Genomic DNA, 21,916 nt, shown 5'->3' on the forward strand with positions numbered 1-21,916 from the left:
GGTCAGGCGCGGCCCGTGCCCGCGTCGTCGCCGAACCGCACCGCGAGCTGCGTGCGGCCGCGCACGCCCAGCTTGCGGTAGGCGCTGGACAGGTGCGTCTCCACGGTCTTCACATCGATCACCAGTTCCTCGGCGATCTCCCGGTTGGACCGGCCGCGCGCCGCGAGCACGGCCACCCGTCCCTCCGACGGCGTCAGCCCGTACGGCTCGGCCGGGCGGACGGGCTGCGCCGCCGCCTCGGCCCAGCGGTCCGCGCCGAGCCCGGCGAAGACGGCGGCGGCCCGCTCGGCGCTCTGCCTGGCCGCGGCCCGCTGCCGCAGCCGCGTCTGCGCCTGGGCCAGCGCCAGCAGCGTGCGGGCGAGCTCGAACGGCATGCCCGCGGCGGTGAACTCCGCGCAGGCGGCGCGCAGTTCCTCGGCGGCCCGTTTGGGCGAGCCCGTGGCGACGAGCAGCAGGCCGCGGGCCCGGCCCGCCACCCCTCTGGCCAGCGGCCGGCCGATGAGCCGCGCCGACCTGGCGGCCCGCTCGGCCAGCTCGGCCGCCCGGTCGAGGCGGCCGAGCGCCACCAGCGCCTCCACGTGGTCGCACACCGCGGTCGGGCACACCACTTCGAGCGCCGCTCCGAGGGCCGTGGCCGCCTGCTCCATGTGCTCCAGGTGCCGTGCCGCCTCGGCCGGGTCGCCCGCCGCCAGCTCGACGAAGCCGAGCAGGGCCCGCAGGCACAGCGCGCCCGTGCCCATGCCGGACCGCAACGCCACGGCCAGCCCCTCCTCGGCGATCGGCCGCGCCCGGTCCAGCTCGCGCCGGTGGGCCAGCACCAGCGCCTCGGTGAACAGGGCGGACGTGGACGGCGTCCCGGTCTCCTGCCCGGCGCAGCGGGCGAGCGCGGCGCGTTCGGCGGCGGCGTCGAGGTCGCCCGCCAGGCACTCCACCTCGGTGGCCCACATGAGCGCGGACGGGATGTATGCCTCCACGCCGGCCGCCACCGCCGCCGTGCGGACGGTGTCGAGCGCCGCCCGCGCCGCCGGCAGGTCGCCGAGCGAGCGGTACAGGTATCCGGCCACGTGCAGGGCGGCGAACGGCGAGCGGTCCAGCGGGTTGTCGTAGGACGGCTCGGGCACCGCGGCGGGCGGCCTGGCGGTGCGCATGAACTCGATGGTGATCGTGGCGATGGTGGCCTCGTCGCGCAGGGCGGCGTCCCCGGTGCGGGCGGCCACGGCCAGCAGCTCGCGGGCGTGCCCGGCGGCTCCGGCCAGGTGGCCGACGTGCATGCGCGAGTACGCGAGGTCGGCCAGGATCGGCACGAGCAGCTCGGTCGACTCCCCCGCCTCCAGCCTGGCCTGCTGGTTGGGGACGAGCGCGCCGGCGTAGTCCCCGTCGCAGAAGATCGCCCGGTTCAGCAGGAACAGCACCTCGGCCCTGACCGGCCCGGACGGGCACCGCTGCGCGACGTCCTCCAGCAGCGCGCGGGCCCGGGACGCGCCGCCGCTGGTGATCAGGTTCGCCGCGGCCTCGATCCGCCGCCTGGTGGCCAGGTCGTCCTGCTCGGACGGGGTGAGCCGGGCGGCCCACTCGGCCAGCTCGCCCGCCGTGTACGGCGCCCCGCGCGCCACCGCCGCCCGCGCCGCCTCGTGCAGGGCGTCGGCGGCGACCGCGTCGGGACCGGTCGCGGCCAACGCCAGGTGCCTGGCCCGCTCCTCCGGGCCGGCCGCCGTACGGGCGAGCCTGGCGTGCATCTCGCGCCGCCTCGCCGCTCCGGCCGACTCCAGGACGGCGGCGCCGTACAGGGGGTTGGCGAAGCGCGGGACCGGGCCGCCGGTGACGACGACGTGCCTGGCGACCAGCTCGGCCAGGCCCTCGTGCGCGGCGGGCAGGCCGTCGAGCAGCCCGGCGTGGGCGCGGGAGGCGGAGGCGAGCATCAGCGCCACCTCGGCCGCCGCCTCCGACAGGCCGTCCATCGCGGTGCGCAGCAGGTGCCGCAGGCTCTCCGGGACGGGCAGCCGCGCATCGGGGTCGAGCCGGTCGTCCAGGGTTCTGGCCAGCTCCAGCGCGAACAGCGGGTTGCCGCCGCCGGCCTCGTGGACGACCCGCAGCAGGGCGGGCCGCGGCGGCCGGCCGTACCGGGCGGTGAGCAGGGCGCCGATGGCGTCGGCGTCCATGGGGCCGAGCTCTTGGCGGTCGACCCGGTCGGGGGGCACGGCGTGGGCGAGCGGGGGGCGGGACAGGTCGCCGGCGCCGGTGCGGACCGTGGCCAGCACGCCGGCGGGCTGCTCCAGCCGGCGCAGCGCGAAGCCGAGCACCGCCTCGGTGGACGGGTCGAGCCATTGCAGGTCGTCCACGCCGACGATCAGCGGCCCCTCGTCGGCGTACCGTCTGAGCAGGTGCAGCACGGCCAGCGCGACCGCCCGCTGGTCCGGCGGCGTGGGACCGGGCTGCCGCCAGAGCAGCGCCACGCCCAGCGCGTCCCGCAGCGGCGCGGGCAGCGCGCGCACCGCCGGGGAGTCCTGCTGGCCGTCGAGCAGGTCGCCGAGGCCGGAGTAGATCAGCCCGGTCTCCGTCTCCCCCGGGCGGCAGGCGAGCACCCGGCCCGCGCCGGCCCTGACGGTGGACAGCGCGGCCGTCCACAACGACGTCTTCCCCATGCCGGCCGCGCCGCTGATCATGAGCATGCGGGGGCCGGCGTGCGGAAGATCGAGCCATGCGCGCACCGAGTCCAGCTCGGCGTCTCTTCCGAGGAGGCGTTCGCCCATGTTCTCCTGCCGTGGAACCGCCCCTCGGCGCCGCCGGGACGGTTGGGGCATCGTCCCGTCACGGCTCGTGGAGCGTAACAAAGCATGATCCTCGGGGAAAACGTCCCGCGGGTTCAGGGGTTTCCCTGAGGACGTGACAGACCCCGGCGCCTTTACTCGTCGTCGACGATGTCAGCCCCCTGCCCGGAGGTAGCACCCGGTGGCCGCAAACATCCGCGTGGCCGTACTCGGACCCGTCGAGCTCGTCGCCGGACACCGGCGTACCGGCCTGCCACGATCCCGCCTGCGCGCGGTGCTCGGCCTGCTGGCGTTCACGCCCGGCCGGGTGGTGTCGGTGGAACGCCTGGTGGACGGCCTGTACGGCGAGCAGCCGCCGGCCGAGGCCGTGCGCACGCTGCACACCTACATCTCCCACCTGCGCCGCAGGCTGCGCGAGGCCGGCCTGCCCGGCGTGCTGGAGACCCGCGCGCCCGGCTACCGGCTGGCGCTCGTGCCCGGCGAGGTCGACGCCGCCGTCTTCGAGTCCGAGGTGCTGCTCGGGCGCGGGCTGCTGGCGGAGGAGGTCTCGGACCGGGCGGCCGGCGTGCTCGCGGGCGCGCTGGAGCTGTGGCGGGGCGACGTGCTCGCCGACTGCCAGGTGCACGGCTGGGCGCACGGGGAGATGGAGCGGCTCAGGGAGATGCGGCTGTCGGCGACGGAGGACGTCCTGACCGCGCGGCTGCGCCTCGGGCTGCACCGGGCCGCCGCCGAGCAGCTGGAGCACCTGGTCGTGGAGCATCCGCTGCGCGAGCACCTGTGGGAGCTGCTCATGATCGCCCATGCCCTGTCGGGACGGCAGGGCGACGCCCTGGCCACCTTCCAGCGGGCCCGCCGGGTGCTCGACGACGAGCTCGGCGTCGAGCCCGGCCCCGCGCTGCGCGCGATCGAGGCGAACGTGCTGCGCCGCCGGCTCGCCGCCGAGGACCTGCTGCCCCCCGGCGGCGCGCCGGTCGTGCGGCAGGTGACGGCCGCGCCGGCCGTCCCGGCGGGCGGGCGCACCGGCGTCCCGGCTCCGATCACCCGGCTCGTCGGACGTGCGGCGGACCTGGCCGAGCTGCGTCCCCTCGTCGAAGGCCACCGCCTGGTGACGCTGACCGGCATGGGCGGCGTCGGCAAGACCCGCCTGGCCATGGCCGTGGCCCTGTCCATGGAAGCGACCCTGGACGCGGCCGTGGACGCGGGCTTCGACGGCGTGCACTTCGTGGAACTGGCCCGGGTCGAGGACCCCGAGCTGGTGGCGCCGGCGATCGCCGACCTGCTCGGCGTGCACGCCGCCGGCGGCCACTCCACGCTGCGGGCGCTGGCCGAGCACCTGGGGGCGCGGCGCGTGCTGCTCGTGCTGGACAACTGCGAGCACCTGGCCGACGCCTGCGCCGCCGTCGTGCACGAGCTGCTCACGAGCTGCCCGTCGGTGCACATCCTGGCCACCAGCAGGGAGACGTTGCGCGTGGGAGGCGAGCTGGTGTGGCGGGTGCCGCCGCTGGGCGCGCCGCCGTCGGCCGAGCTGTTCCTGGAACGCGCCGGGCTCGGCCCCGCCGCCCGCCTGGACGACGACCAGCGGGCCGCGCTGTCGCTGATCTGCGCCGACCTGGACGGGCTTCCGCTGGCCCTGGAGCTGGCCGCGGCCCGGGCCAGGGTGCTGACGCTGCCCCAGATCGCCGAACGGCTGCACGACCACTTCACGTTGCTGACCGGCGGCCCGCGCACCTCGCCGCCGCAGCACCGGACGATGCGGGCCGTCATCGACTGGAGCCACGCCCTGCTCGACGCCGGCGAGCGCGAGCTGCTGGGCGCCCTGTCGGTGTTCCCCGGCGGCTGCGACCTGTCGGCCGCCGCCGCGGTCTCGGCCGAGCCCGACGTTCTCGACCTGCTGGGACGGCTCGTCGACAAGTCCCTGCTGACCGTCGAACCCACGCCGGCCGGCGCCCGGTACCGGATGTCGCAGACGATCCGCCAGTTCGCCGCCGGGGAGCTCACCCCGCAGCGGCGCGACCTGATCGCGCGGCGGCACGCCGAGCACTACCTGGCCTTCGCCGAGAAGGCGGAGGGCGAGCTCAGGGGGCCGGGGCTCGGCGCGGCGCTGGACCGCATCGCCGCCGAGCACGACAACCTGCGCGCCGCGTGCACCTACGGCGCGGCCGACGAGGTGGCGCTGCGCATCGCGGGGGCCGTCTGGCGCTACTGCCACCTGCGGGGTCACTACTCCGAAGGCCGCCACTGGCTGGAGACCGCGTTGCGGCACGCCGGGGCCGCCCCGGAGCCGTACGTGGCCAAGGCGCTGGGCGGCGCCGCGACGCTGACCGCCTACGAATGCGACTACGCGCCCGCCACCGGGTACGCCGAACGCGCCCTGGCCGCGTGCCGGCGGCTCGGCGACGCGGCCGGCGTGGCGCGGGCGCTGAGCATGCTCGGCGAGATCGCCCGCGAGACCGGCGACTTCGACCGCGCCCTGCGCACCCACGAGCAGGCGCGGCAGGAGTACCGGACCGCCGGGGACGCGTGGGGCGAGGCGTTCCAGGTCGAGCTGCTCGCCCTGGCCTCGTGGCTGGCCGGGCGCTTCACCGAGGCACGGGCTTGGGCACGGGAGGCGCACGACGAGTTCGTCCGGCTGGGCGACAAGGAGCGCATCGGCTGGACCCTGCTCGACCTGGCCGCCTGCGACCTGTACGACGGCGACCCCGCACACGCGCGTGACCTGCTGCTGGAGGCACTGGCGCTCTTCGAGGACGTCGGCTTCCCCGAAGGGCTCGGCTGGGCCGACAACCTGCTGGCCCTGGCCGACCTGGCCGACCTGACCGGCGCCGGGTCGTCCGGGGCGGACCTCGGGGCCGCGGCCCGGCGGCTGGGCCGCGCGCTCGACGTCCAGCACCGCCTGGGCGACCTGTGCCGGTCGTCGAGCGTGGTGGAGGCCATCGCCCGCACCCTGCACCTGGACGGCTCCCACGCCGCCGCGGCCGAACTGCTCGGCGGCGCCGCGGCGATCCGCGAGACGATCTCGGCGCCCGTGCCGCCGTGCGAGACGGCCGACCTCGCCGCGTTGGAGACCGGCCTGCGTACGGCCCTGGGCGCCGACGCCTACCAGGCCCGCCACACCACCGGCCGCCGCCGCACCATCGCCCGAACCGTGGCCACGGCCCTGTCCGCCACCGAAGAGGCGGCGACGTGACGCCCGGCGGGCCGCCGCGAGGTGACGCGGACCACGTCACGCCCGGGGGCCGCCGCGACGCGACGCGGGCCACGTCACGCCCGCGCCGCCGCCGAGCCGGTGGCGAGGAACCGGCGGCCGGGCGGCCGGACCTCCACCGGCCCCCCACCGCCTCCAGGCGCCTCCCCACCATCTCCGGGCGCCTCTTCGCCGTCTCCCGGCACTTCACCGCCGTTTCCGGGCGCCTTCTCGGCGGGTTCCCGTGGCGCGTCTTCACCCGGCTCTCGTGACAGCCCCTCGTCGGGCCTTCGCGGGGCTGTTCGGCGTGGGGTGGGTGGTGTTCGCTGATCGGGGGTGTGCTGGGATGCCACCTCGGTGCCTCCTTCGACGTTCCGTGCCGTCGTCCTCAGGACCAGGGCTACGCGGCCGCGGTTGCCGGAATGTTGCACCGCTGCTCCCCCATGGGCGCAACGGCTACATCGGCGCCGAGCGGACGACGCAGCGGGGAGCGGGCTCCTGGGCGGTGGCGAAGAACGCCGCGAACACGACCTGGTCGTCCTTGCGGCCGGTGTTCGTGACGAGCGGCCGCCCGCCGTCGACCAGCGGCAGCGCGGTGTACGTCGTGCCCGGCTCGACGGTGCGCTCGAAGGCCCAGGCGTTGCGGTAGCCGTCCCTGATCCGCATCTTCACCACGGTCGTGGACCCGCCGTGGTTGACGCGGAAGGTCAGCCTGTGCCACGCGCGGCCCCCGCCCGGCAGGTTCTCGAAGGTGGCGGTCGCGTCGAGCTCGTACCGCAGCGCCGTGCCGCCGTAGGTGTGACAGTCGAGCTTGATGTCAGTCGCGGCCTGCGCCGGCGATGCCATCGCGAGCAGCAGAGTGCTCGCGGCGACGGCCGCCCCGGCCGCCCCGGCCGCTCTGCCGGTTCCGATCACCGATCTGGTCATGGGTCCCCCTTGTGAGACTGACGTCGGACAGCCTCAGCAAAGAGGACCGCTGTTGCGCGGGGCTGCCCCCGCGCTTGCACCGCCGGTCAGCGCGCTCGTCGGCCGTCCCGGGTCAGTCTTCGAGGGCCTGGTAGAGGGTGGTCCAGAAGTCGTTCATCAGGTGGGCCGGGTTCGGGACGGAGTAGCCGAGCTGGCAGAGCAGGATGCCGGTGAGCCCGTTGACCGGGTCGGCGTAGGCCGAGGTGCCGCTGCCGCCGTCCCAGCCGAACTGACCCACCGGGGCGTAGTCACCGCGGTAGGTGCGCACCGCCATGCCCATGCCCCAGCCGCCCTGCTGCCCCTGGCCGAAGGAGATGTGCACGTTGTTCCTGGCCAGGGCGGTACGGGCGTCGTTCTGCTGCGGAGTGAGCCGGTTGGTGGTCATCAGCTCGACGGCGGGCCGGGACAGGATGCGGGTGCCCTGGTGGGTGCCGCCGTTGAGCAGCATCCGGAAGTAGGCGTGGTAGTCGTCGGCGGTGGAGACCAGGCCGCCGCCGCCTCCCTGGAACGCCGGCGGCGTGCTCCACCGTCCGCCCTCGGGCTCGTCCCAGACGAGGAACTCGCCGGTGACCGGGTCGGGGGCGTACAGGGCGGGCAGCCGGTCGATCTGGTCGGCGGGCACGTGGAAGCCGGTGTCGGTCATGCCGAGCGGTTCGAAGACGCGCTCGCGCAGGAACTCCTCGAACGGCCGGCCGGTGACCCGGGAGACGAGCACGCCGACCAGGTCGCTGCTGATGTGGTACTGCCACTGCTCGCCCGGCTGGTACATCAGCGGCAGCTCGCCCAGGCGGCGCATCCACTCGTCCGGCCCGGGCATCTCGACCGGCAGGTTCGGGGTGAGGCCCCGCTCGAAGATGGCGTTCATGATCGGCTTGCCCAGCGCGGTGAAGTCCATGCCGAGCCCGAAGGTGGAGGTCAGCACGTCCCGCACGGTGATCGGCCGGTTGGCCGGGACGGTGTCGTCCAGCGGCGCGCCGGGGCTGGTGAGCACGCGCCGGTCGGCCAGCTCGGGCAGCCACGGGTCGACCACGTCGTCCAGGCGCAGCCGGCACTCGTCCAGCAGCACCATGGCCCCCGCGATCGAGACGGGCTTGGACGTGGAGGCCATCCGGAAGACGGTGTCGCGGCGCATGGGCGCGCCGCCGTCGTGCCGCATCGTGCCCAGCGCCTCGACGTGCGTCTCCTCGCCGCGGCTCACCAGGGCGACCAGGCCCGGGATCCGCCCGGAGTCGACGTGCCGGGCCAGCACCTCGCGCAGCCTGCGCAGCCCCTGCTCGGAGAAGCCGTTCCCGCCGATTGCCATGATCGTGTCTCCTTGTCGCGGTGGTCGATCCGCCGGATCCGTTCCGGTCCGGCGTTCATGGGTCAACCCTGGCGAGGAGCCCTGACACGGGGCCGTCACCGCACTGACGCCGCCGCTGACACGACCGGGCGCCGGCCGTCCTGGAGCGGGTCCGGCCGCCCTTCGAGGGACGTGAGGCTAGCGCTTGACGGAGACCAGCCGGTCCACGGCGAACGGGACGACCTGCGGCTGCGCCGCCTTCGTGCGCGCCGCGCTCTCGCCGCAGAGCCCGAGCAGCAGGTAGTCGACGGTGGCGTAGTCGATCGGGCTGATCACGATGTTGCCGTTCTCGTCCAGGCTCTGGTACTTCGTGCGGTTGACGCCCATGGAGAGCTGGCGGGCGCCGTCCGGGCTGGTGTAGGAGTCGGTGGCCATGCCGAAGACGCCGCCGCTGTGCCCCCAGAACCGTCCGCACGGCAGGTCGGTGGCGTAGATGCCGAGGCCGTAGGCCCCCGACACCCCGGCCACGGGCACCGTCTTCTGCATCTCGGCCAGCTCGGCCGGGCCGATCAGGCCGCCGCGCAGCAGCACCCGGTAGAACTGGTTGAGGTCCTCCATCGTGGACACGACGGCGCCCGCCGTGGTGATCCACGACATGTTGTAGACGCTGTAGTCCTTGGGCGGGTCGATGAAGCCGAACATCGACTCGTACGCCTTGGAGTGCGGGCCGGGGATGACCGGCGTGCGCGGGAACGACGTGTGCCGCAGCCCCGCCTTGCGGATGACGTTGCGGGTGATGTACCGCTCGGCGTTCTCGCCCGTCACCTTCTCCAGGAGCAGGCCGGCGATCAGGTAGTTGGTGTTGGAGTAGATCCCCGGCGTGGCGCCCGGCTCGCCGGTGGGCGTGGCGGCCAGGCCCAGCTCGACCAGCTCCCGGCGGGTGAAGGTGCGGAACCTGTTGTCGTCGAGGCTCTCGAACGTGCCCCGGAGCAGCGAGGGGAAGGCCGGGCCCACGTGGTCGGCGATGTGGCTCGTGTGGTTGAGCAACATCCGCACGGTGATCTTCTGGCCGCGCTCCCCCGGCACCACGTCGGGCAGGTAGCGGGCGATGGGGGCGTCCAGCTCGACGGCGCCGCGGGCCACCTGCTGGAGCAGGGCCACCGCGGTGAACGTCTTGGTGATGCTGCCGACCCGGTGCAGCATGCCGGGGCGCACGGGGCGCTTCGTGGCGACGTCGGCCACGCCGGAGGCGCCCCGCCAGCCGCGCTCGCCGTCGCGGACGGTCGAGTAGATGCCGTACATCCCGGCCTCGTGCACGGCGTCCAGCGACTGCCGCAGCGCCTGCCGGTCGAGCCCGGTCTCCCGCGCAGGGGCGGCCACTGCGGCCTGGGCCGGGGTGGCCGCCAGCACCATTCCGGCGGTCAGGGCGGCGGCCGTGGCGTTCTTTCCAAGCGTCCGGATGTTCATGGCCCCAGCATGATCGAGACGCGGTTGCGGGGGTCAGTCCCGGCTGTCATCGGCTGCACATGACAGGAGTCATGAAGGGCTCCGGGCAGGGCGGCGCGCGTTCGCCGGAGCCGGGCCTGGATGCGACCCCCGCCAGCCTCGCCGGCCTGCTGGACGCCTCGCTGACTGGGCTCGAACCAGCGTCCACCCGGTCCGAAGAGCCGGGCGCTCTACCACTGAGCTACAGCGAGATCCTCCGAGCATCGCGCATCAGGGCTCGTCCTCGCCACCCGGAATCGGAGGCGACGGGAGATCCGACACGACCACGCCGGCGGCCAGGCCGTGAGCGGCGTCGTCGGCCAGGTCGGGCCTGATCCGCCTGCCGCTGAACACTCCGGCCCGGCGCAGCAGCGACGCCCACACCGGATCGGCGATCGTCACCCCGTGCACCAGCTCCGGCGTCGGGGCGAACCGCGCCACCCGGTGCCCGGCGGGACCGGCGGTCCAGCCGCTCTCCGCCGGGTCGAGCCCCGCTTCCCGGCACGCCCGCTCCACATCCGCGCGGGTGCACGTCACCCGCCCGGACAGCACCTCCCACGGCAGCGGCAGCGCCGCCCAGACCTTCGTGTCCGGGTTCAGGCCGCCGCCGGTCCGCTGGTGCCACCAGGCTAGGTCCGCGGCCATGAGCCGCATCGCCTTGCCGGGGCAGGCCGCGTCCAGCAGCGGCAGGGCGTCCATCGACTGGAGGCAGGCCAGCCAGCCGGCGCGGGCCGCGTTGTACGCCTGGGCGACGGTGTTCCAGGTGGAGGAGTCGTCGCCGCGGCGCACCACCATCGACTGCCGGTCGGGCGGACGGGCCGGCCACGCCTTCTCCAGCCGCTGCGCGCACTGCCGCATGACCGCGTACCAGGCGCCCAGCATCTCCCCCCGGTCGGCGTCGGACAGCCGGGCGAGGACGGACGGCTTGGCGTACACGAGCGCGATCATTGCCCAGTCGGTGTCCGGGTTCTTCTCGCAGCGGGCCAGGAGCGTCCGCGCGACGTCGTCGAACGGGTTGTCCTTGCCGTGCAGGGCGAACTGGCGGCGCAGGTTGCGGCGGGCGGTGAAGTAGGCGACGAAGCAGGCGGCGTCCGGATCCGCGGCGAACCTGTCCCAGGAGATGCCGGCGGCGAAACCGCCGCGGCCGACCAGCACCAGCCGCCGCAACTCCTGGCCGTCGCTGAGCTTGGCGGACTTGGCCGAGAGGCGGCCGAGCGCGCGGAACCGCCGGTTGTACTGCCGCTTGGGCAGGTCGATGCCGCTTTCCCGCCGGGCCGCCCGGTTGAGGCGGTCGTACTTGTAGTCGGCCCGGTCCGGGCTCCACCCGATCTCCTGCCCGGCGAGCCGCGCCACCTCCGCCAGCGACACGGGGTCGTCGGCGTTCCGCACCGTCCACTCCGGGTGGGTGAACAGCCGCGCCACCGCGGCGAGCTGCTGCCCGCCGCCCCGGGGCCGCACGAACTCCTCCGTCATGGAGCTGACGTGGCCGCGGCGCCGCTGGGAGCGCGTGGCCGCCCGATCGAGCGTCAGCCGCTCCGGCGAGGAGAGCGAGCCGTCGAGAGCGAGCGAGATCAGGTCCGCGACGTCTTCGGGACGCATGCGGCGGTCGAGCGAGCGGTGCAGGTCGAGCAGAGGCGTGGCGGTCATCGTGCGGGCTCCCTGAGCAGTCATGGGGAGGTTAGCCCGCAGGTGCCACCGGGCGCGACGCCGTTTCGGCCCCGGCGGCCGCGCCCGTGCTCGGACCGGCCTGCTCAGCGCGTTCCCGGCTCGTCCGGCAACCGTACGACGGCGGTGCCGGCCTGCGACTCGCCGAACCCCCAGCCCGCGACGACGGTGCAGCCGGCCGCTTCCACGACGTCGGACCACGGCCACTGACCGGCGTCGCAGTAGAAGCCGCCCTCGCTGCGCGCGTCGTTCTCGCCGAGGCAGAGCATGCGCAGGTGGTCGCGCAGCGCGGGGTGCGTGACCGCGCCCAGCCGTTCTTCCCAGGGCTCGGCGGCGGAGCGGGGGCGTCCCCTGTCGGAGATCGACACCAGGTGTCCGGGGCCGCGTTCGGTGAACGTGGCGGCCCGCATCGCGTCGTCCAGGGTGCCGTCGGTGGCGACCCGCAGCAGCACGCTCAGCCAGCCGTTCAGCTTCTCGGCCTGCCGGCCGGTCAGGTCGACGCCGTGACGGTCCAGCAGCGGCCCCAGCAGCGCGCCGCGCACCAGCACGCCGTCGGCCTCGTCGACCCAGGAGACGGCCCGCAGCCCGGCGGCGAAGGCGTCGTCGAACGGCCGCGGGCCCTTGTGCCCGCCGTCACCCCACGCCCCGGTTCCCGCCACGAGTTCGGCCTCGAACCGGAACAGCGACTCGCTCAGGTCGAACCGCCAGGTCCAGGGAGAGAAGGGGTGCTCGCCGTCGGAGTCCGGAAGGTGCCTGGCCTTCCGGTCCGACAGCGCCGCGGCGGTGGCCCAGGGGTTGGGGAACAGGAACTCGTCGAAGGTGTCCGAGGCGTAGTACACGCCGTACCCGGCGGCAGGGTGGGCGGCCGGTTCGCTGCCCAGCAGGATCGCGAAGGCATCGGCCAGCGCGGCGTCCCATTCTCGGGGGTCAGGCGCGGGAACCGTCTGGGATGTCACGATGAACGCTCCTTATGTCGTGTCGCGCGGGCTGTCGCAAACTATCGGCATTTCCCGGCGGGCCGGGATCACCGCTCACGGCGGCGGCCGAGTTGCCGGCGGTGCACCACGAGCCCGGCCAGCGTCAGCAGGGAGACCAGAGCGAGCTGCCACCAGTTGTCCGGGTTGCCGCCGAGGTCCAGGTCGGCCGCGTGGTTCACCGCGTGCAGCGTGTTGGCGACGAGGAAGCCGACCAGCACGACCGACAGCACGTCGCGCCACACCAGCGCGCTCAGCATCGTCAGCCCGATGCCGATCTGGAAGACCCCGGCGTCGTGCAGGAAGTGCACGTGATTGGGGAAGCGGGCGAAGACCGCGAACCCCGCCGGGTCGAGGCGCATCCACACGCCGAAGCCCAGCATCATGAGCGCGCCGACCGCCACGGCCGCCTGGACGAAGATCCTGGCCGGCCTGCTGTAGCCGTTCGTCATGTCATGTCCCTTTCGTGGATTTGCTCTGCGAGAGGAGGGGCACCGGCCGGGCGGGTGCTCAGCGCGCCTTCAGCCCGTCGGGCGCGCTGCGGTGCACCGGGATCCAGCCCAGGTCGCGGGTGGCCTTGGCGTGCGAGACCCGCGTCGTGGTGTCCATCAGCAGGCAGCCCAGGTACGGCACGGTCAGCCTGACCAGCCATCTCGGAATCACGACGGGACGGCGGCGTGCCGTGCGCGCGGGCGACCGCGGTCAGGAAGTCGCGCCAGCTCATCGGCCGGTCGTCCACGACGTTGTACGCCTGCCCAGCGCCGCCGCGTTCCATGGCCGCCGACAGCGGCGGGATCCCGATCGCGCCGGTCGCCCCGGCCAGCAGTACCATCATCGCCCCTGCTCCTTCGCCCGTGGTGGTGTGTCACGGGAGTCTCCTCAGCCGGATGGACAGCACTGGGAGGACGGGACAGCCGGTCCCGATGTGACAGGCGCTCGGGCGGTCGTCGACCGCTAGTGGCCGCCCGCCTGTTCGCCCAGGTCGGAGGCGCACGAGATGATCAACGTGATGAGGTCGCGCATGGGGGTCAGGAGCTCCGGATAGGCGTCGGCGTTGAGGTCGTACAGGCGCAGGGTGCCCTTGCGCCGGACCGTCACCAGATTCGCGTCGCGCAGGATCTTGAGGTGGTGGGAGGTGGCGGGCTGGGACAGCTCCAGGTGCGCGGCGATGTCGCCGACGCTGCGGGGGGACGCGGACTCCAGCAGGTGGACGACGATCTCCTGCCTGCGCTCGTCCCCCAGGGCGGTGAACAGCGGCCGGGTCCGCGCGAACAGCGCGAGGACGTCCCGGGCCTCGATCGAGCCGCTCATGCGGGCAGCGAGTCGCGCACGGCGGACAGGCGGCCGACCGGCAGCGCCCTGGCGGACCCTTCGGCGATCCAGCCGTCCAGCATCAGCCGCGTCTGCGCGCCCACCTTCGTGAAGTGCGTCTCCAGGTAGCGGCGCAGGTCGAACGGAAGCAGCCGGGGCAGCACGCGCAACGCCAGCCCCACGGCCCAGGACGGGGCGGCGACGGGAGCGCGCAGCCCGTGCTGGGCGCAGACCACCGCGACGGCCTCCCGGACGGCCGCGGCGGCGCCCCGCAACCGCGTGCCGGACGCGGGCAGCCGCCAGCCGGAGGACTCCAGCGCGGCGATGTAGGGGATCATCCGGGCGGCGGTCAGCTCCCCCGCGCCGGCCCGCGTCACCCGCCTGGCCCGCACGCCGCCGGCCCGCAGCGCGGCGACGACCTGCGGCGCGCGCGCCCCGGTGACGCCCGTCGCCGTACCGGGCGGCACCCAGTACGCCACTCCCGGCGCGGGGACCTCGCGCTCCAGCGGCGCCTGGTAGGCCAGCAGCGTCGGGGTCACCTGGACGATCTGCTCCCGCGGCCAGATCCCGGCGAGGGTGCGCAGGTCGCCCGGGTCCTGGCCGATGGTGACCACCGTGGCCGCGCCGGTCACCGCGCGCAGCGCGGCCGTCCAGTCGCCGCGCAGCGCCGGGGAGTCCACGCAGAGCCACACCATGTCCCACCGTTCGCGGGGCGGCTCGCTGCGCACCTCGTGCGGCTCGATCCGTTCGGTCACCGGCGCCCGCCCCCGCCTGAGCCGGTACAGCGGGCCCCCTTCCCAGCCCTCCCGGCCCGGCCGCACGAGATAGCTGACCCGGGCCCCGCCCGCGGCTAGCCACGCCCCGAAGACCTGCCCCAGCGCGCCGGCACCGACAATCAGCACCTTCGTCATTCGTACTCCATACATCTAAATATTTGGATGTATAGAACATTATCACCGCCAAGATCTCCGGCGTCCGCGACGTCTTTTCCGCGCCGGCGACACCTTGACAGCGGGCCCCGGGCTGCCGATGATCGAGGCGCTATACCGATTTATCTCCAGCCCTCCCGCAGCCTCGCCAGAACGAGTGGACTGGACTTAACCGATATAGCAAATCATCCCCCCATGCCCTGAGGAGCCGATCGTGAGTTCACCGCTCATGCGGAGAAGGACCCTGCTGTCAGCGCTGGCCGCGGCCGCCGCCGGTGCCGCGTTACCCACCGCGGCACATGCCGAGCGCCGCGCGGCCGCCAAGACCGGCCCGCTCTCGGTGGTCTACATCGAGGTCAACAGCGAGAGCATGACCAACGTCACGAAGTACACGCTCGCCAGAGGCGGCGCGCAGGTGTTCGACATCGCGGTCATCTTCGCCGCCAACATCAACTACGACGGCACGAAGGCCTACCTGCACTGCAACGAGAACGTGCAGCGGGTGCTCGACAACGTCGCGACCGAGGTCCGCCCGCTGCAGCAGAAGGGCGTCAAGGTCCTGCTGTCCATCCTCGGCAACCACCAGGGGGCCGGCTTCGCGAACTTCCCGTCCCAGCAGGCCGCCGACGCCTTCGCCCAGGAACTGGCCGACGTGGTGACGACGTACGGGCTCGACGGCATCGACTTCGACGACGAGTACGCCGAGTACGGCAACAACGGCACCGGCCAGCCGAACGCCTACTCCTTCGTCTACCTGGTCAAGGCCCTGCGCCAGAAGCTGCCGAACAAGCTCATCACGCTGTACGACATCGGCCCGGCCGCCGACCGCCTGTCCTACAACGGCGTCAGCATCAACAACACCTTCGACTACGCCTGGAACCCCTGGTACGGCACCTGGTCCGTGCCGAACGGCCCGACCTCCAAGTCCCGCCTGTCGCCGGCCGCCGTGTCGTTCACCGGCACCGGCTCGTCCACCGCCGCGTCCCTCGCCCGCCGGACGGTCAACGAGGGGTACGGCGTCTTCCTCACCTACAACCTCACCTCGGCGAACACCGCCTCCTACATCTCGGCGTTCACCAACAAGCTGTACGGGAGCTCCGCGGTCTACACCCCCTGACCCGGACGCGAACGAGGGGCACCCCGACGGGTGCCCCTCACCGGGAACGCGCGGTCAGCGGCCGAGCCGCAGGGTGACCAGCTCGAACGGCCGCAACGTCACCGGGATCGACCGGCCGGGCCGCTCCGGCTCGGCCAGCGGGCGCTCCAGCAGGTCGGTCACGGTCACCGAGGTGACGGGGAAGCCGGCCGTGAGCGTGGCCGCCGCCCGGCCGCCGCGCGACTCGTGGAAGCGCACCACGACGTCGCCGCTGCCGTCGTCGGCCAGCTTGACCGCGGTGATCACGACCGCGTCGTCGTCCACCGTGACCAGCGGCGCCACCTCGGCGGCGCCGGTCAGCACCCGCTCGGGCAGGTTGAGGAACCAGCCCTCGCGGACCGCGTCGCCGATCGTCGCGCCGGGCAGCAGGGCGTGCCGGAAGGTGTGCCTGCCCTGGTCGGTCTCGGGGTCGGGGAAGCGGGGGGCGCGCAGCAGCGACACCCGCAGGGTCGTGGTGGTGCCGCCGTCCTCGCGCACGGTCCTGGTCACGTCGTGGCCGTAGGTGGAGTCGTTGACCACGGCCACGCCCCAGCCGGGCTCCTCCAGGTGCACGAACTTGTGGTTGCACGCCTCGAACTTGGCCGCCTCCCAGCTCGTGTTGGTGTGGGTGGCGCGGTAGGCGTGGCCGTACTGGCTCTCGGCGGCGTAGCGCTCGGCGCGCACGTCCAGGGGGAAGGCCAGTTTGAGGAACTTCTCCGTCTCGTGCCAGTCGACCTCGGTGGCGATGTCGACCCGCGGCCCGTCCAGCGCGATCACCTGCGTGACGGACGAGCCGCCGAACGAGCGGGTGACGCGGACCGAGCCGGGCCGCTCGCCGGCCGTCACCTCGTCGGCCGCGGTGAGGTCGGCGACGGTGTTGCGGTAGAACTCGTCCACGTCCCAGGCGTCCCACATGTTGGGGAAGTCCTGGTGCAGCTGGAGCAGGTTGGCGGCCTGGCCGGGGGGCAGGGTCTCGCGCCGGGCCCGCAGGTCGTAGGCGGAGACGATCAGGCCGCGCCCGTCCACCTCGACCCTGAGCAGGCCGTTGTCCAGCACGAAGCCGCCGCCCTCGCGGGGTTCCACGGCCGCCGGGGTCGCCGGTGCGGCCGGGGCCGCGCCGCCGGCCGGGACACCGTTGCGGGCGTGCGGGGCCGCGTTGAAGACCAGCTCGTAGGGGCCGTCTCCGGCCAGCGCCCGCTGGGCGTCGTCGATCAGGCCGGTCAGCTCCTCGGCCAGCGCCGCGTAGGTGGCCCTGGCCTCGCGGTGCACCCAGGCGATGGACGAGCCGGGCAGGATGTCGTGGAACTGGTGCAGCAGCACCGTCTTCCAGATGCGGTCGAGCTGCTCGTACGGGTACGGCGCGCCGGCCCGGACGGCGGCCGTGGCCGCCCACAGCTCGGCCTCGCGCAGCAGCGACTCGCTGCGCCGGTTGCCCTGCTTGGTCTTGGCCTGGCTGGTCAGCGTGGCCCGGTGCAGCTCCAGGTAGAGCTCGCCCACCCAGACCGGCGGGTCGGGGTACTCGGCCTCGGCCTTGGCGAAGAAGCCTGCGGGGGTCTCCCACGTGACGGTGGCCGAGCCCTCCAGGTCGCGCAGCCGGGCGGCCTTGGCCACCATCTCGCGGGTGGTGCCGCCGCCGCCGTCGCCCCAGCCGGTGGGGGCCAGCGAGTGCCGGGCGACGCCCTTGTCCTTGAAGTTGCGGGCCGCGTGCGCGATCTCCCGGCCGGTCATCGAGCAGTTGTAGGTGTCGACCGGCGGGAAGTGCGTGAACACCCGCGTGCCGTCGATGCCCTCCCACAGGAACGTGTGGTGCGGGAACGTGTTCGTCCGGCTCCACGAGATCTTCTGGGTGAGCAGCCGCTTCGAGCCCGCCGCCTTGATGATCTGCGGCAGCCCGGCCGCGAACCCGAACGTGTCCGGCAGCCACACCTCCTCGTTGTCGACGCCGAACTCGTCGATGAAGAAGCGCTTGCCGTGCACGAACTGGCGGGCCATGGCCTCGGAGCCGGGCATGTTCGTGTCGGACTCCACCCACATGCCACCGGTCGGGACGAACCGCCCGGCCGCCACCGCCTTGGTCACCTTGGCCCACACCTCGGGCCGGTGCTCCTTGAGCCACGCCCACTGCTGGGCCTGCGACATCGCGAACACGAACTCCGGCTCGTCGGCCAGCAGCGCCGTCATGTTGGCGGCCGTGCGGGCGACCTTGCGGACGGTCTCGCGCAGCGGCCACAGCCAGGCCGAGTCGATGTGGGCGTGCCCGACCGCGCTGATCCGGTGCGCCGAGGGCACCGCGGGCGCGGACAGCACGCCGGCCAGCTCACCGCGGGCCGCCCCGGCGGTGGCGTTGACGTCCTGGAGGTCGATCGCGTCCAGGGCGCGGTCGATCGCCCGGGTCAGCTCCGCGCGGCGGCCGCTGTCCGCGGGCAGCTCGTGCATCAGCTCGCCGGCCACCTCCAGGTCGAGGATCAGGTTCCATACCGTCTCGTCGAACACGGCCAGGTCCATGCGCGCCAGCCGGTACTGCGGCTCGCTGCCCGCCGTCTCCTTGTCGCCGAGCAGGGTGGGCACGAACGGCTTGTAGTCGAGCACGACCGGGTTGGAGGCCGCCTCGATCCGCAGCTCGACCTGCTCGCCGCCGGTCACCGGCGCGCCGACGCGCACCCACTGGTTACGCGGGTTGAGCCCCTTCACGGGCGTGCCGTCGGGCAGGTAGACCAGGCCCTCGCACTGGAAGCCGGGCATGTTCTCGTCGAAGCCGAGGTCGAGCACCGCCTCGACGGTCCGGCCCGTCCAGGACAGCGGGACGGTGCCGGTCACCGTGAACCAGCTCGTCGCCCACGGCGCGCCCCACGCCGAGCCGACCGCGATCGACTCGGCAGGGGCCGCGAGCCCTTCGGCGACGGGGACGGGCTCGCCCGGCGCGGTCCAGACGCGCACGTCCATCGGCACGGACTCGGGGTAGAGGGCCGGGCGCAGACGTTCGTCCAGCACGCGCTTGAGACGGGCTTCGACCAGTGTGCGGTCGTCATGCATGGAGAGAGACTCCTCGTTCTCGGAACCGGCTCAGCCCTTGATCGCGCCCTCGGCGACGCCACGGAAGAAGAAGCGCTGCAGCGAGGCGAACAGGAGCACGATGGGCAGGAAGGAGATCATTGTCCCAGCGGCGATGAGACGGGGGTTGGCGCTGAACGTGCCGTTGAGGTACTGCAACCCGACGGTCAGCGTGAAGTTCTTGGGATCGTTGAGCACGATGAGCGGCCACAGGAAGTCGTCCCAGGCGCCGATGAACGCGAAGATCGTGATCACGCTCAGCATGCCGCGCACGTTCGGCAGCCCCAGCCGGACGAGCCGCTGCCAGGGGGTCGCCCCGTCGATGACGGCCGCCTCGTCCATCTCCTTGGGGATGGCCTGGAAGGCGGTGCGCATCAGCAGCACGTTCAGCATGCCGATCGCGCCGGGCAGCGCCACGCCCAGCAGCGTGTCGGCCAGGCCCATGCCGCGGACGGTGACGTACTGGGAGACGATCGTCACCTCGCCCGGCAGCACGAGCGTGGACAGGAACAGCACCAGGAGCAGCTTGGCGCCCCGGAACTCCAGCCTGGCCAGCGCGAACCCGGCCAGCGTCGCGCCGACCGCGTTGCCGCCCACCACGATGACCGCCACGATCACCGAGTTGAGCGCGTACGTCCACACCGGGATGGTGTCCGCGACGCGCGCGTAGTTCTCCAGCGTCGGCTGGTGCGGGACGAAGCTCGGGGTCTGCGCGAAGACGTCCTCGAACGGGCCCTTGAGCGAGGTGGACAACTGCCACAGGAACGGCAGGATCGTGATCGCCAGGACGAGCAGCAGCAGCGCGTACCGCAGGGCCAGCTCGCCCGGCGTGGTGGCGCCGAACCCGCCCCGGCCCCGGCTGCGGCCGTGCCGCCCCGGGCGGGCCGTCCGGGCCGTCGCGGCGGGTGGCGCGCTCGCCTTCATGGCCGCCATGTCAGTCCGCCTTCCTGTTGAGCCGGGTCAGCAGGAGCATCGGGCCGATCGTGATGACGAAGAGCAGGATGCTCAGCGCCGAGGCGTAGCCGAAGTGGCCGTAGAAGCCGCGGCTGTACATCTGGATCAGCATGACCAGCGACATCGCCCGCCCGCCGGGGCCGCCCGTGCCGTTGGACAGCACGAACAGCTCGGAGAACACGCGCAGGGCCGACACCGAGACCAGCACCGACACCAGCAACATCGTGTTGCGCACGCCGGGCACCGTCACGCTCCAGAACCGGCGTACGGCCCCCGCCCCGTCCACGGCCGCGGCCTCGTGCAGTTCGCGCCGCACGTTCCCGAGCGCCGACAGGTAAATGATCATGTAGTAGCCCAGCCCCTTCCACACCGTCAGGGTGATGGCGCTGAGGACCAGCAGCCACCGGTCGGTCAGGAACGGCAGCGGCCCCTGCAGCACGCCCAGCGCCTGCATGAGCCCGTTGATCAGGCCCCGGTCGCTCAGCAGCCAGCTCCAGATCAGCGCGACCACGACGGCGGAGGCGACGACCGGGGTGTAGAAGGCGGTGCGGAAGAACGTGATGCCGGGGATCTTCTTCTCCACCAGGATCGCCAGCAGCAGCGGCAGCAGGGTGAGCACCGGCAGGCAGACCAGCATGAAGACGACGCTGTTGAGCAGCGCGTCGCCGAGCTGGTCGTCGTCGAGCATGCGGCCGAAGTTGGCCAGCCCGGTGAAGTGCCCGCCGCTGAGCGGCTTGGCGTTGGTGAAGGCCAGCACCAGCGTGTTCAGCGAGGGCCAGACGTTGAAGACGAGCAGCCACAGCGCGGCGGGCGCCACCAGCAGCCAGGGGGTGAGCCGGCGGCGGAGGGCGCCCTGCGCGGGGAGAGCGGGGGTGATCACTGGTTGAGCAGCTCGTTGCACTTGGCGACCGCGGCGTCCAGCGCCTCCTTGGCGGAGACGTCGCCGTTGAGCGCGAGGGCGATCTGCTGGCGGACGAACTTGCTCATCGCGTCGGTCACCTCGACCGGCTGCAGCATCTTGGCCGTGGCCAGCGACCTGAAGGCGATGACCTTGGCGTCGCCGGCGTTGGTGCCGTCGCTCTGGGTGAAGAACGGGTCGCCGGCCGAGGCCTTGGTGCTGGGGAAGACGCTGACCTCGTGCGCGAACGCCGCCTGGTTCTCGGCGCTGGTCACCCAGCGGGCCAGCGCGATCGCCGCGGCCGGGTTCTTGCTCTTCTTCGACACCGACAGGCCCTGCACGTACAGCGGCGGGGTGCCCATCGCGGTCGAGGGCACGACCTTGGGCGCCAGGGAGGGGTTGTCGGTCTTGACGGCGATGATGTGGTTGGCGCCGGCCGTCGTCCAGGCCACGGTGCCCTCGTTGAACAGCTTGGCGTTGCCCGCGTAGGTGTCGGTCAGCACGTCGCGCGGCAGTAAGCCCTCCTTGAAGGCGGCCCGGTACTTCTCGATCACCGCGACGGCCTCGGGGGTGTTGAAGACGAAGCTCTTGCCGTCGTCGGACAGCAGTTTCACGCCGGCCTGGGCCAGGTCGCCCAGCTCGGGGCGGCGGCTCATCAGGTAGGTCTTGCCGCCGGACTTCTCCTTGTAGGTCCGGGCCTGCGTGACCAGCTCGTCGAACGTCGTCGGCGGCTTGTCCGCGTCGAGGCCGTTCTTCTTCATCAACTCCGAGTTCCAGTAGTTGACGTCGGTGTTGAGGTACCAGGGATAGCCGTACGTGCCGGGGTAGCCGCGGAAGGTGTAGGCCTCGATGCCGCCCGCGACGTACTCGTCGGCGAGCTTGGGGTCGGCGGCGGCGACGTCGAGCAGCATGCCCTGCTGGACCAGGGGCCTGGCGAAGTCCGGGGGCAGGTTGGTGACGTCCGGGAGTGTTCCGGAGGCCGCCTGGTTGAGTACCTTCTCGGAGTAGGCGTCCGCCGGCTGGTCGAGCCATTCGACCTTCGTGCCGGGGTACTTCTTCTCGAAGGCGGCGACGACGCCCTCGACGTACGCCGTGAACTTGGGCTTCAGCGCCCACGTCTGGAGGCTGACAGTGCCCTTCACCTCTCCCGTGGCCGCGGCGGTCGGGGCGGCGGCTCCCGACTCGCCGGACCCGCCGAGGCCGCAGCCCGAGACGACCATGACGGCTGCCACCGCCGGTCCCGTCCAGTACCTACGCATGGCGCTCTCCTTGGTTACTAAATCGCTCTAGTTGCGGGACTATTCACCTGGCTAG

The 21,916-nt window shown here is 73.1% G+C and carries 16 protein-coding genes and 1 tRNA gene; 2 read left to right on the forward strand and 15 right to left on the reverse strand.

Going from position 1 to position 21,916, the window contains the following annotated elements; genetic code table 11:
- Positions 1 to 2: 2 nt before the first annotated feature.
- Entirely contained in the window at positions 3 to 2,750 is a 2,748-nt protein-coding gene (locus ACIBST_RS03185; RefSeq protein ID WP_397168629.1) for an AAA family ATPase, read from the reverse strand.
- Between the two features lie 199 nt (positions 2,751 to 2,949).
- On the opposite strand from ACIBST_RS03185, the gene ACIBST_RS03190 reads away from it, so the two are divergent.
- Complete coding sequence (locus tag ACIBST_RS03190) at positions 2,950 to 5,955, forward strand: BTAD domain-containing putative transcriptional regulator (RefSeq protein ID WP_397168631.1); 3,006 nt, start codon at positions 2,950 to 2,952, stop codon at positions 5,953 to 5,955.
- A 453-nt stretch (positions 5,956 to 6,408) separates the two neighbouring features.
- Here ACIBST_RS03190 and ACIBST_RS03195 read toward each other — a convergent pair whose 3' ends face one another.
- The 10 genes from ACIBST_RS03195 to ACIBST_RS03240 form a co-directional block, all read right to left on the reverse strand.
- Entirely contained in the window at positions 6,409 to 6,879 is a 471-nt protein-coding gene (locus ACIBST_RS03195; RefSeq protein WP_397168632.1) for a hypothetical protein, read from the reverse strand.
- 112 nt (positions 6,880 to 6,991) lie between these two features.
- Complete coding sequence (locus ACIBST_RS03200) at positions 6,992 to 8,221, reverse strand: serine hydrolase domain-containing protein (RefSeq protein ID WP_397168633.1); 1,230 nt, start codon at positions 8,219 to 8,221, stop codon at positions 6,992 to 6,994.
- 177 nt (positions 8,222 to 8,398) lie between these two features.
- Complete coding sequence (locus ACIBST_RS03205; protein WP_397168634.1) at positions 8,399 to 9,667, reverse strand: serine hydrolase domain-containing protein; 1,269 nt, start codon at positions 9,665 to 9,667, stop codon at positions 8,399 to 8,401.
- Positions 9,668 to 9,823: 156 nt separating this feature from the next.
- Positions 9,824 to 9,897: transfer RNA gene (locus tag ACIBST_RS03210), tRNA-Lys, on the reverse strand.
- A gap of 19 nt (positions 9,898 to 9,916) precedes the next feature.
- On the reverse strand, positions 9,917 to 11,332 hold the full coding sequence (locus ACIBST_RS03215; RefSeq protein WP_397168636.1) for a hypothetical protein: 1,416 nt from the start codon (positions 11,330 to 11,332) through the stop codon (positions 9,917 to 9,919).
- Positions 11,333 to 11,436: 104 nt separating this feature from the next.
- The gene (locus ACIBST_RS03220; protein WP_397168637.1) at positions 11,437 to 12,306 is read right to left on the reverse strand and encodes a hypothetical protein; all 870 of its coding nucleotides are present in this window, start codon (positions 12,304 to 12,306) and stop codon (positions 11,437 to 11,439) included.
- 68 nt (positions 12,307 to 12,374) lie between these two features.
- On the reverse strand, positions 12,375 to 12,776 hold the full coding sequence (locus ACIBST_RS03225) for a hypothetical protein (protein WP_397168638.1): 402 nt from the start codon (positions 12,774 to 12,776) through the stop codon (positions 12,375 to 12,377).
- Between the two features lie 58 nt (positions 12,777 to 12,834).
- Complete coding sequence (locus tag ACIBST_RS03230; protein ID WP_397168639.1) at positions 12,835 to 12,987, reverse strand: hypothetical protein; 153 nt, start codon at positions 12,985 to 12,987, stop codon at positions 12,835 to 12,837.
- 291 nt (positions 12,988 to 13,278) lie between these two features.
- Positions 13,279 to 13,635, reverse strand: coding sequence for an ArsR/SmtB family transcription factor (locus ACIBST_RS03235; RefSeq protein ID WP_397168640.1), 357 nt, complete (start codon positions 13,633 to 13,635; stop codon positions 13,279 to 13,281).
- Entirely contained in the window at positions 13,632 to 14,546 is a 915-nt protein-coding gene (locus ACIBST_RS03240; RefSeq protein ID WP_397168641.1) for a ketopantoate reductase family protein, read from the reverse strand. The genes ACIBST_RS03235 and ACIBST_RS03240 overlap by 4 nt, the downstream gene beginning before the upstream one ends.
- A 232-nt stretch (positions 14,547 to 14,778) precedes the next feature.
- Between ACIBST_RS03240 and ACIBST_RS03245 the strand changes: the two genes are divergently transcribed.
- Positions 14,779 to 15,681 (forward strand): endo-beta-N-acetylglucosaminidase H, encoded by a 903-nt coding sequence (locus ACIBST_RS03245; protein ID WP_397168642.1) that lies wholly within the window; start codon positions 14,779 to 14,781, stop codon positions 15,679 to 15,681.
- Positions 15,682 to 15,735: 54 nt separating this feature from the next.
- Here the strand turns inward: ACIBST_RS03245 and ACIBST_RS03250 are convergent, their stop codons facing one another.
- The 4 genes from ACIBST_RS03250 to ACIBST_RS03265 are packed head-to-tail and all read right to left on the reverse strand — an operon-like array spanning position 15,736 to position 21,861.
- Positions 15,736 to 18,732, reverse strand: coding sequence for an alpha-mannosidase (locus tag ACIBST_RS03250; RefSeq protein ID WP_397168643.1), 2,997 nt, complete (start codon positions 18,730 to 18,732; stop codon positions 15,736 to 15,738).
- 30 nt (positions 18,733 to 18,762) lie between these two features.
- Entirely contained in the window at positions 18,763 to 19,683 is a 921-nt protein-coding gene (locus ACIBST_RS03255) for a carbohydrate ABC transporter permease (protein WP_397168644.1), read from the reverse strand.
- Position 19,684: 1 nt separating this feature from the next.
- A complete protein-coding gene (locus ACIBST_RS03260) occupies positions 19,685 to 20,584 on the reverse strand; it encodes a carbohydrate ABC transporter permease (protein WP_387676257.1) in 900 nt (299 codons plus the stop codon).
- Positions 20,581 to 21,861, reverse strand: coding sequence for an ABC transporter substrate-binding protein (locus tag ACIBST_RS03265; RefSeq protein ID WP_397168646.1), 1,281 nt, complete (start codon positions 21,859 to 21,861; stop codon positions 20,581 to 20,583). The genes ACIBST_RS03260 and ACIBST_RS03265 overlap by 4 nt, the downstream gene beginning before the upstream one ends.
- Positions 21,862 to 21,916: the final 55 nt, after the last annotated feature.

Source organism: Nonomuraea sp. NPDC049684 (assembly GCF_044465345.1).
Classification (GTDB): Bacteria; Actinomycetota; Actinomycetes; order Streptosporangiales; family Streptosporangiaceae; genus Nonomuraea.

Excerpts from the sequence above, each read along its gene's own strand:
- ACIBST_RS03185 (WP_397168629.1), bottom strand. The coding sequence starts at position 2,750 with ATGGGCGAACGCCTCCTCGGAAGAGACGCCGAGCTGGACTCGGTGCGC.
- ACIBST_RS03195 (WP_397168632.1), bottom strand. The coding sequence starts at position 6,879 with ATGACCAGATCGGTGATCGGAACCGGCAGAGCGGCCGGGGCGGCCGGG.
- ACIBST_RS03200 (WP_397168633.1), bottom strand. The coding sequence starts at position 8,221 with ATGGCAATCGGCGGGAACGGCTTCTCCGAGCAGGGGCTGCGCAGGCTG.
- ACIBST_RS03205 (WP_397168634.1), bottom strand. The coding sequence starts at position 9,667 with ATGAACATCCGGACGCTTGGAAAGAACGCCACGGCCGCCGCCCTGACC.
- ACIBST_RS03215 (WP_397168636.1), bottom strand. The coding sequence starts at position 11,332 with ATGACCGCCACGCCTCTGCTCGACCTGCACCGCTCGCTCGACCGCCGC.
- ACIBST_RS03225 (WP_397168638.1), bottom strand. The coding sequence starts at position 12,776 with ATGACGAACGGCTACAGCAGGCCGGCCAGGATCTTCGTCCAGGCGGCC.
- ACIBST_RS03235 (WP_397168640.1), bottom strand. The coding sequence starts at position 13,635 with ATGAGCGGCTCGATCGAGGCCCGGGACGTCCTCGCGCTGTTCGCGCGG.
- ACIBST_RS03240 (WP_397168641.1), bottom strand. The coding sequence starts at position 14,546 with ATGACGAAGGTGCTGATTGTCGGTGCCGGCGCGCTGGGGCAGGTCTTC.
- ACIBST_RS03250 (WP_397168643.1), bottom strand. The coding sequence starts at position 18,732 with ATGCATGACGACCGCACACTGGTCGAAGCCCGTCTCAAGCGCGTGCTG.
- ACIBST_RS03255 (WP_397168644.1), bottom strand. The coding sequence starts at position 19,683 with ATGGCGGCCATGAAGGCGAGCGCGCCACCCGCCGCGACGGCCCGGACG.
- ACIBST_RS03265 (WP_397168646.1), bottom strand. The coding sequence starts at position 21,861 with ATGCGTAGGTACTGGACGGGACCGGCGGTGGCAGCCGTCATGGTCGTC.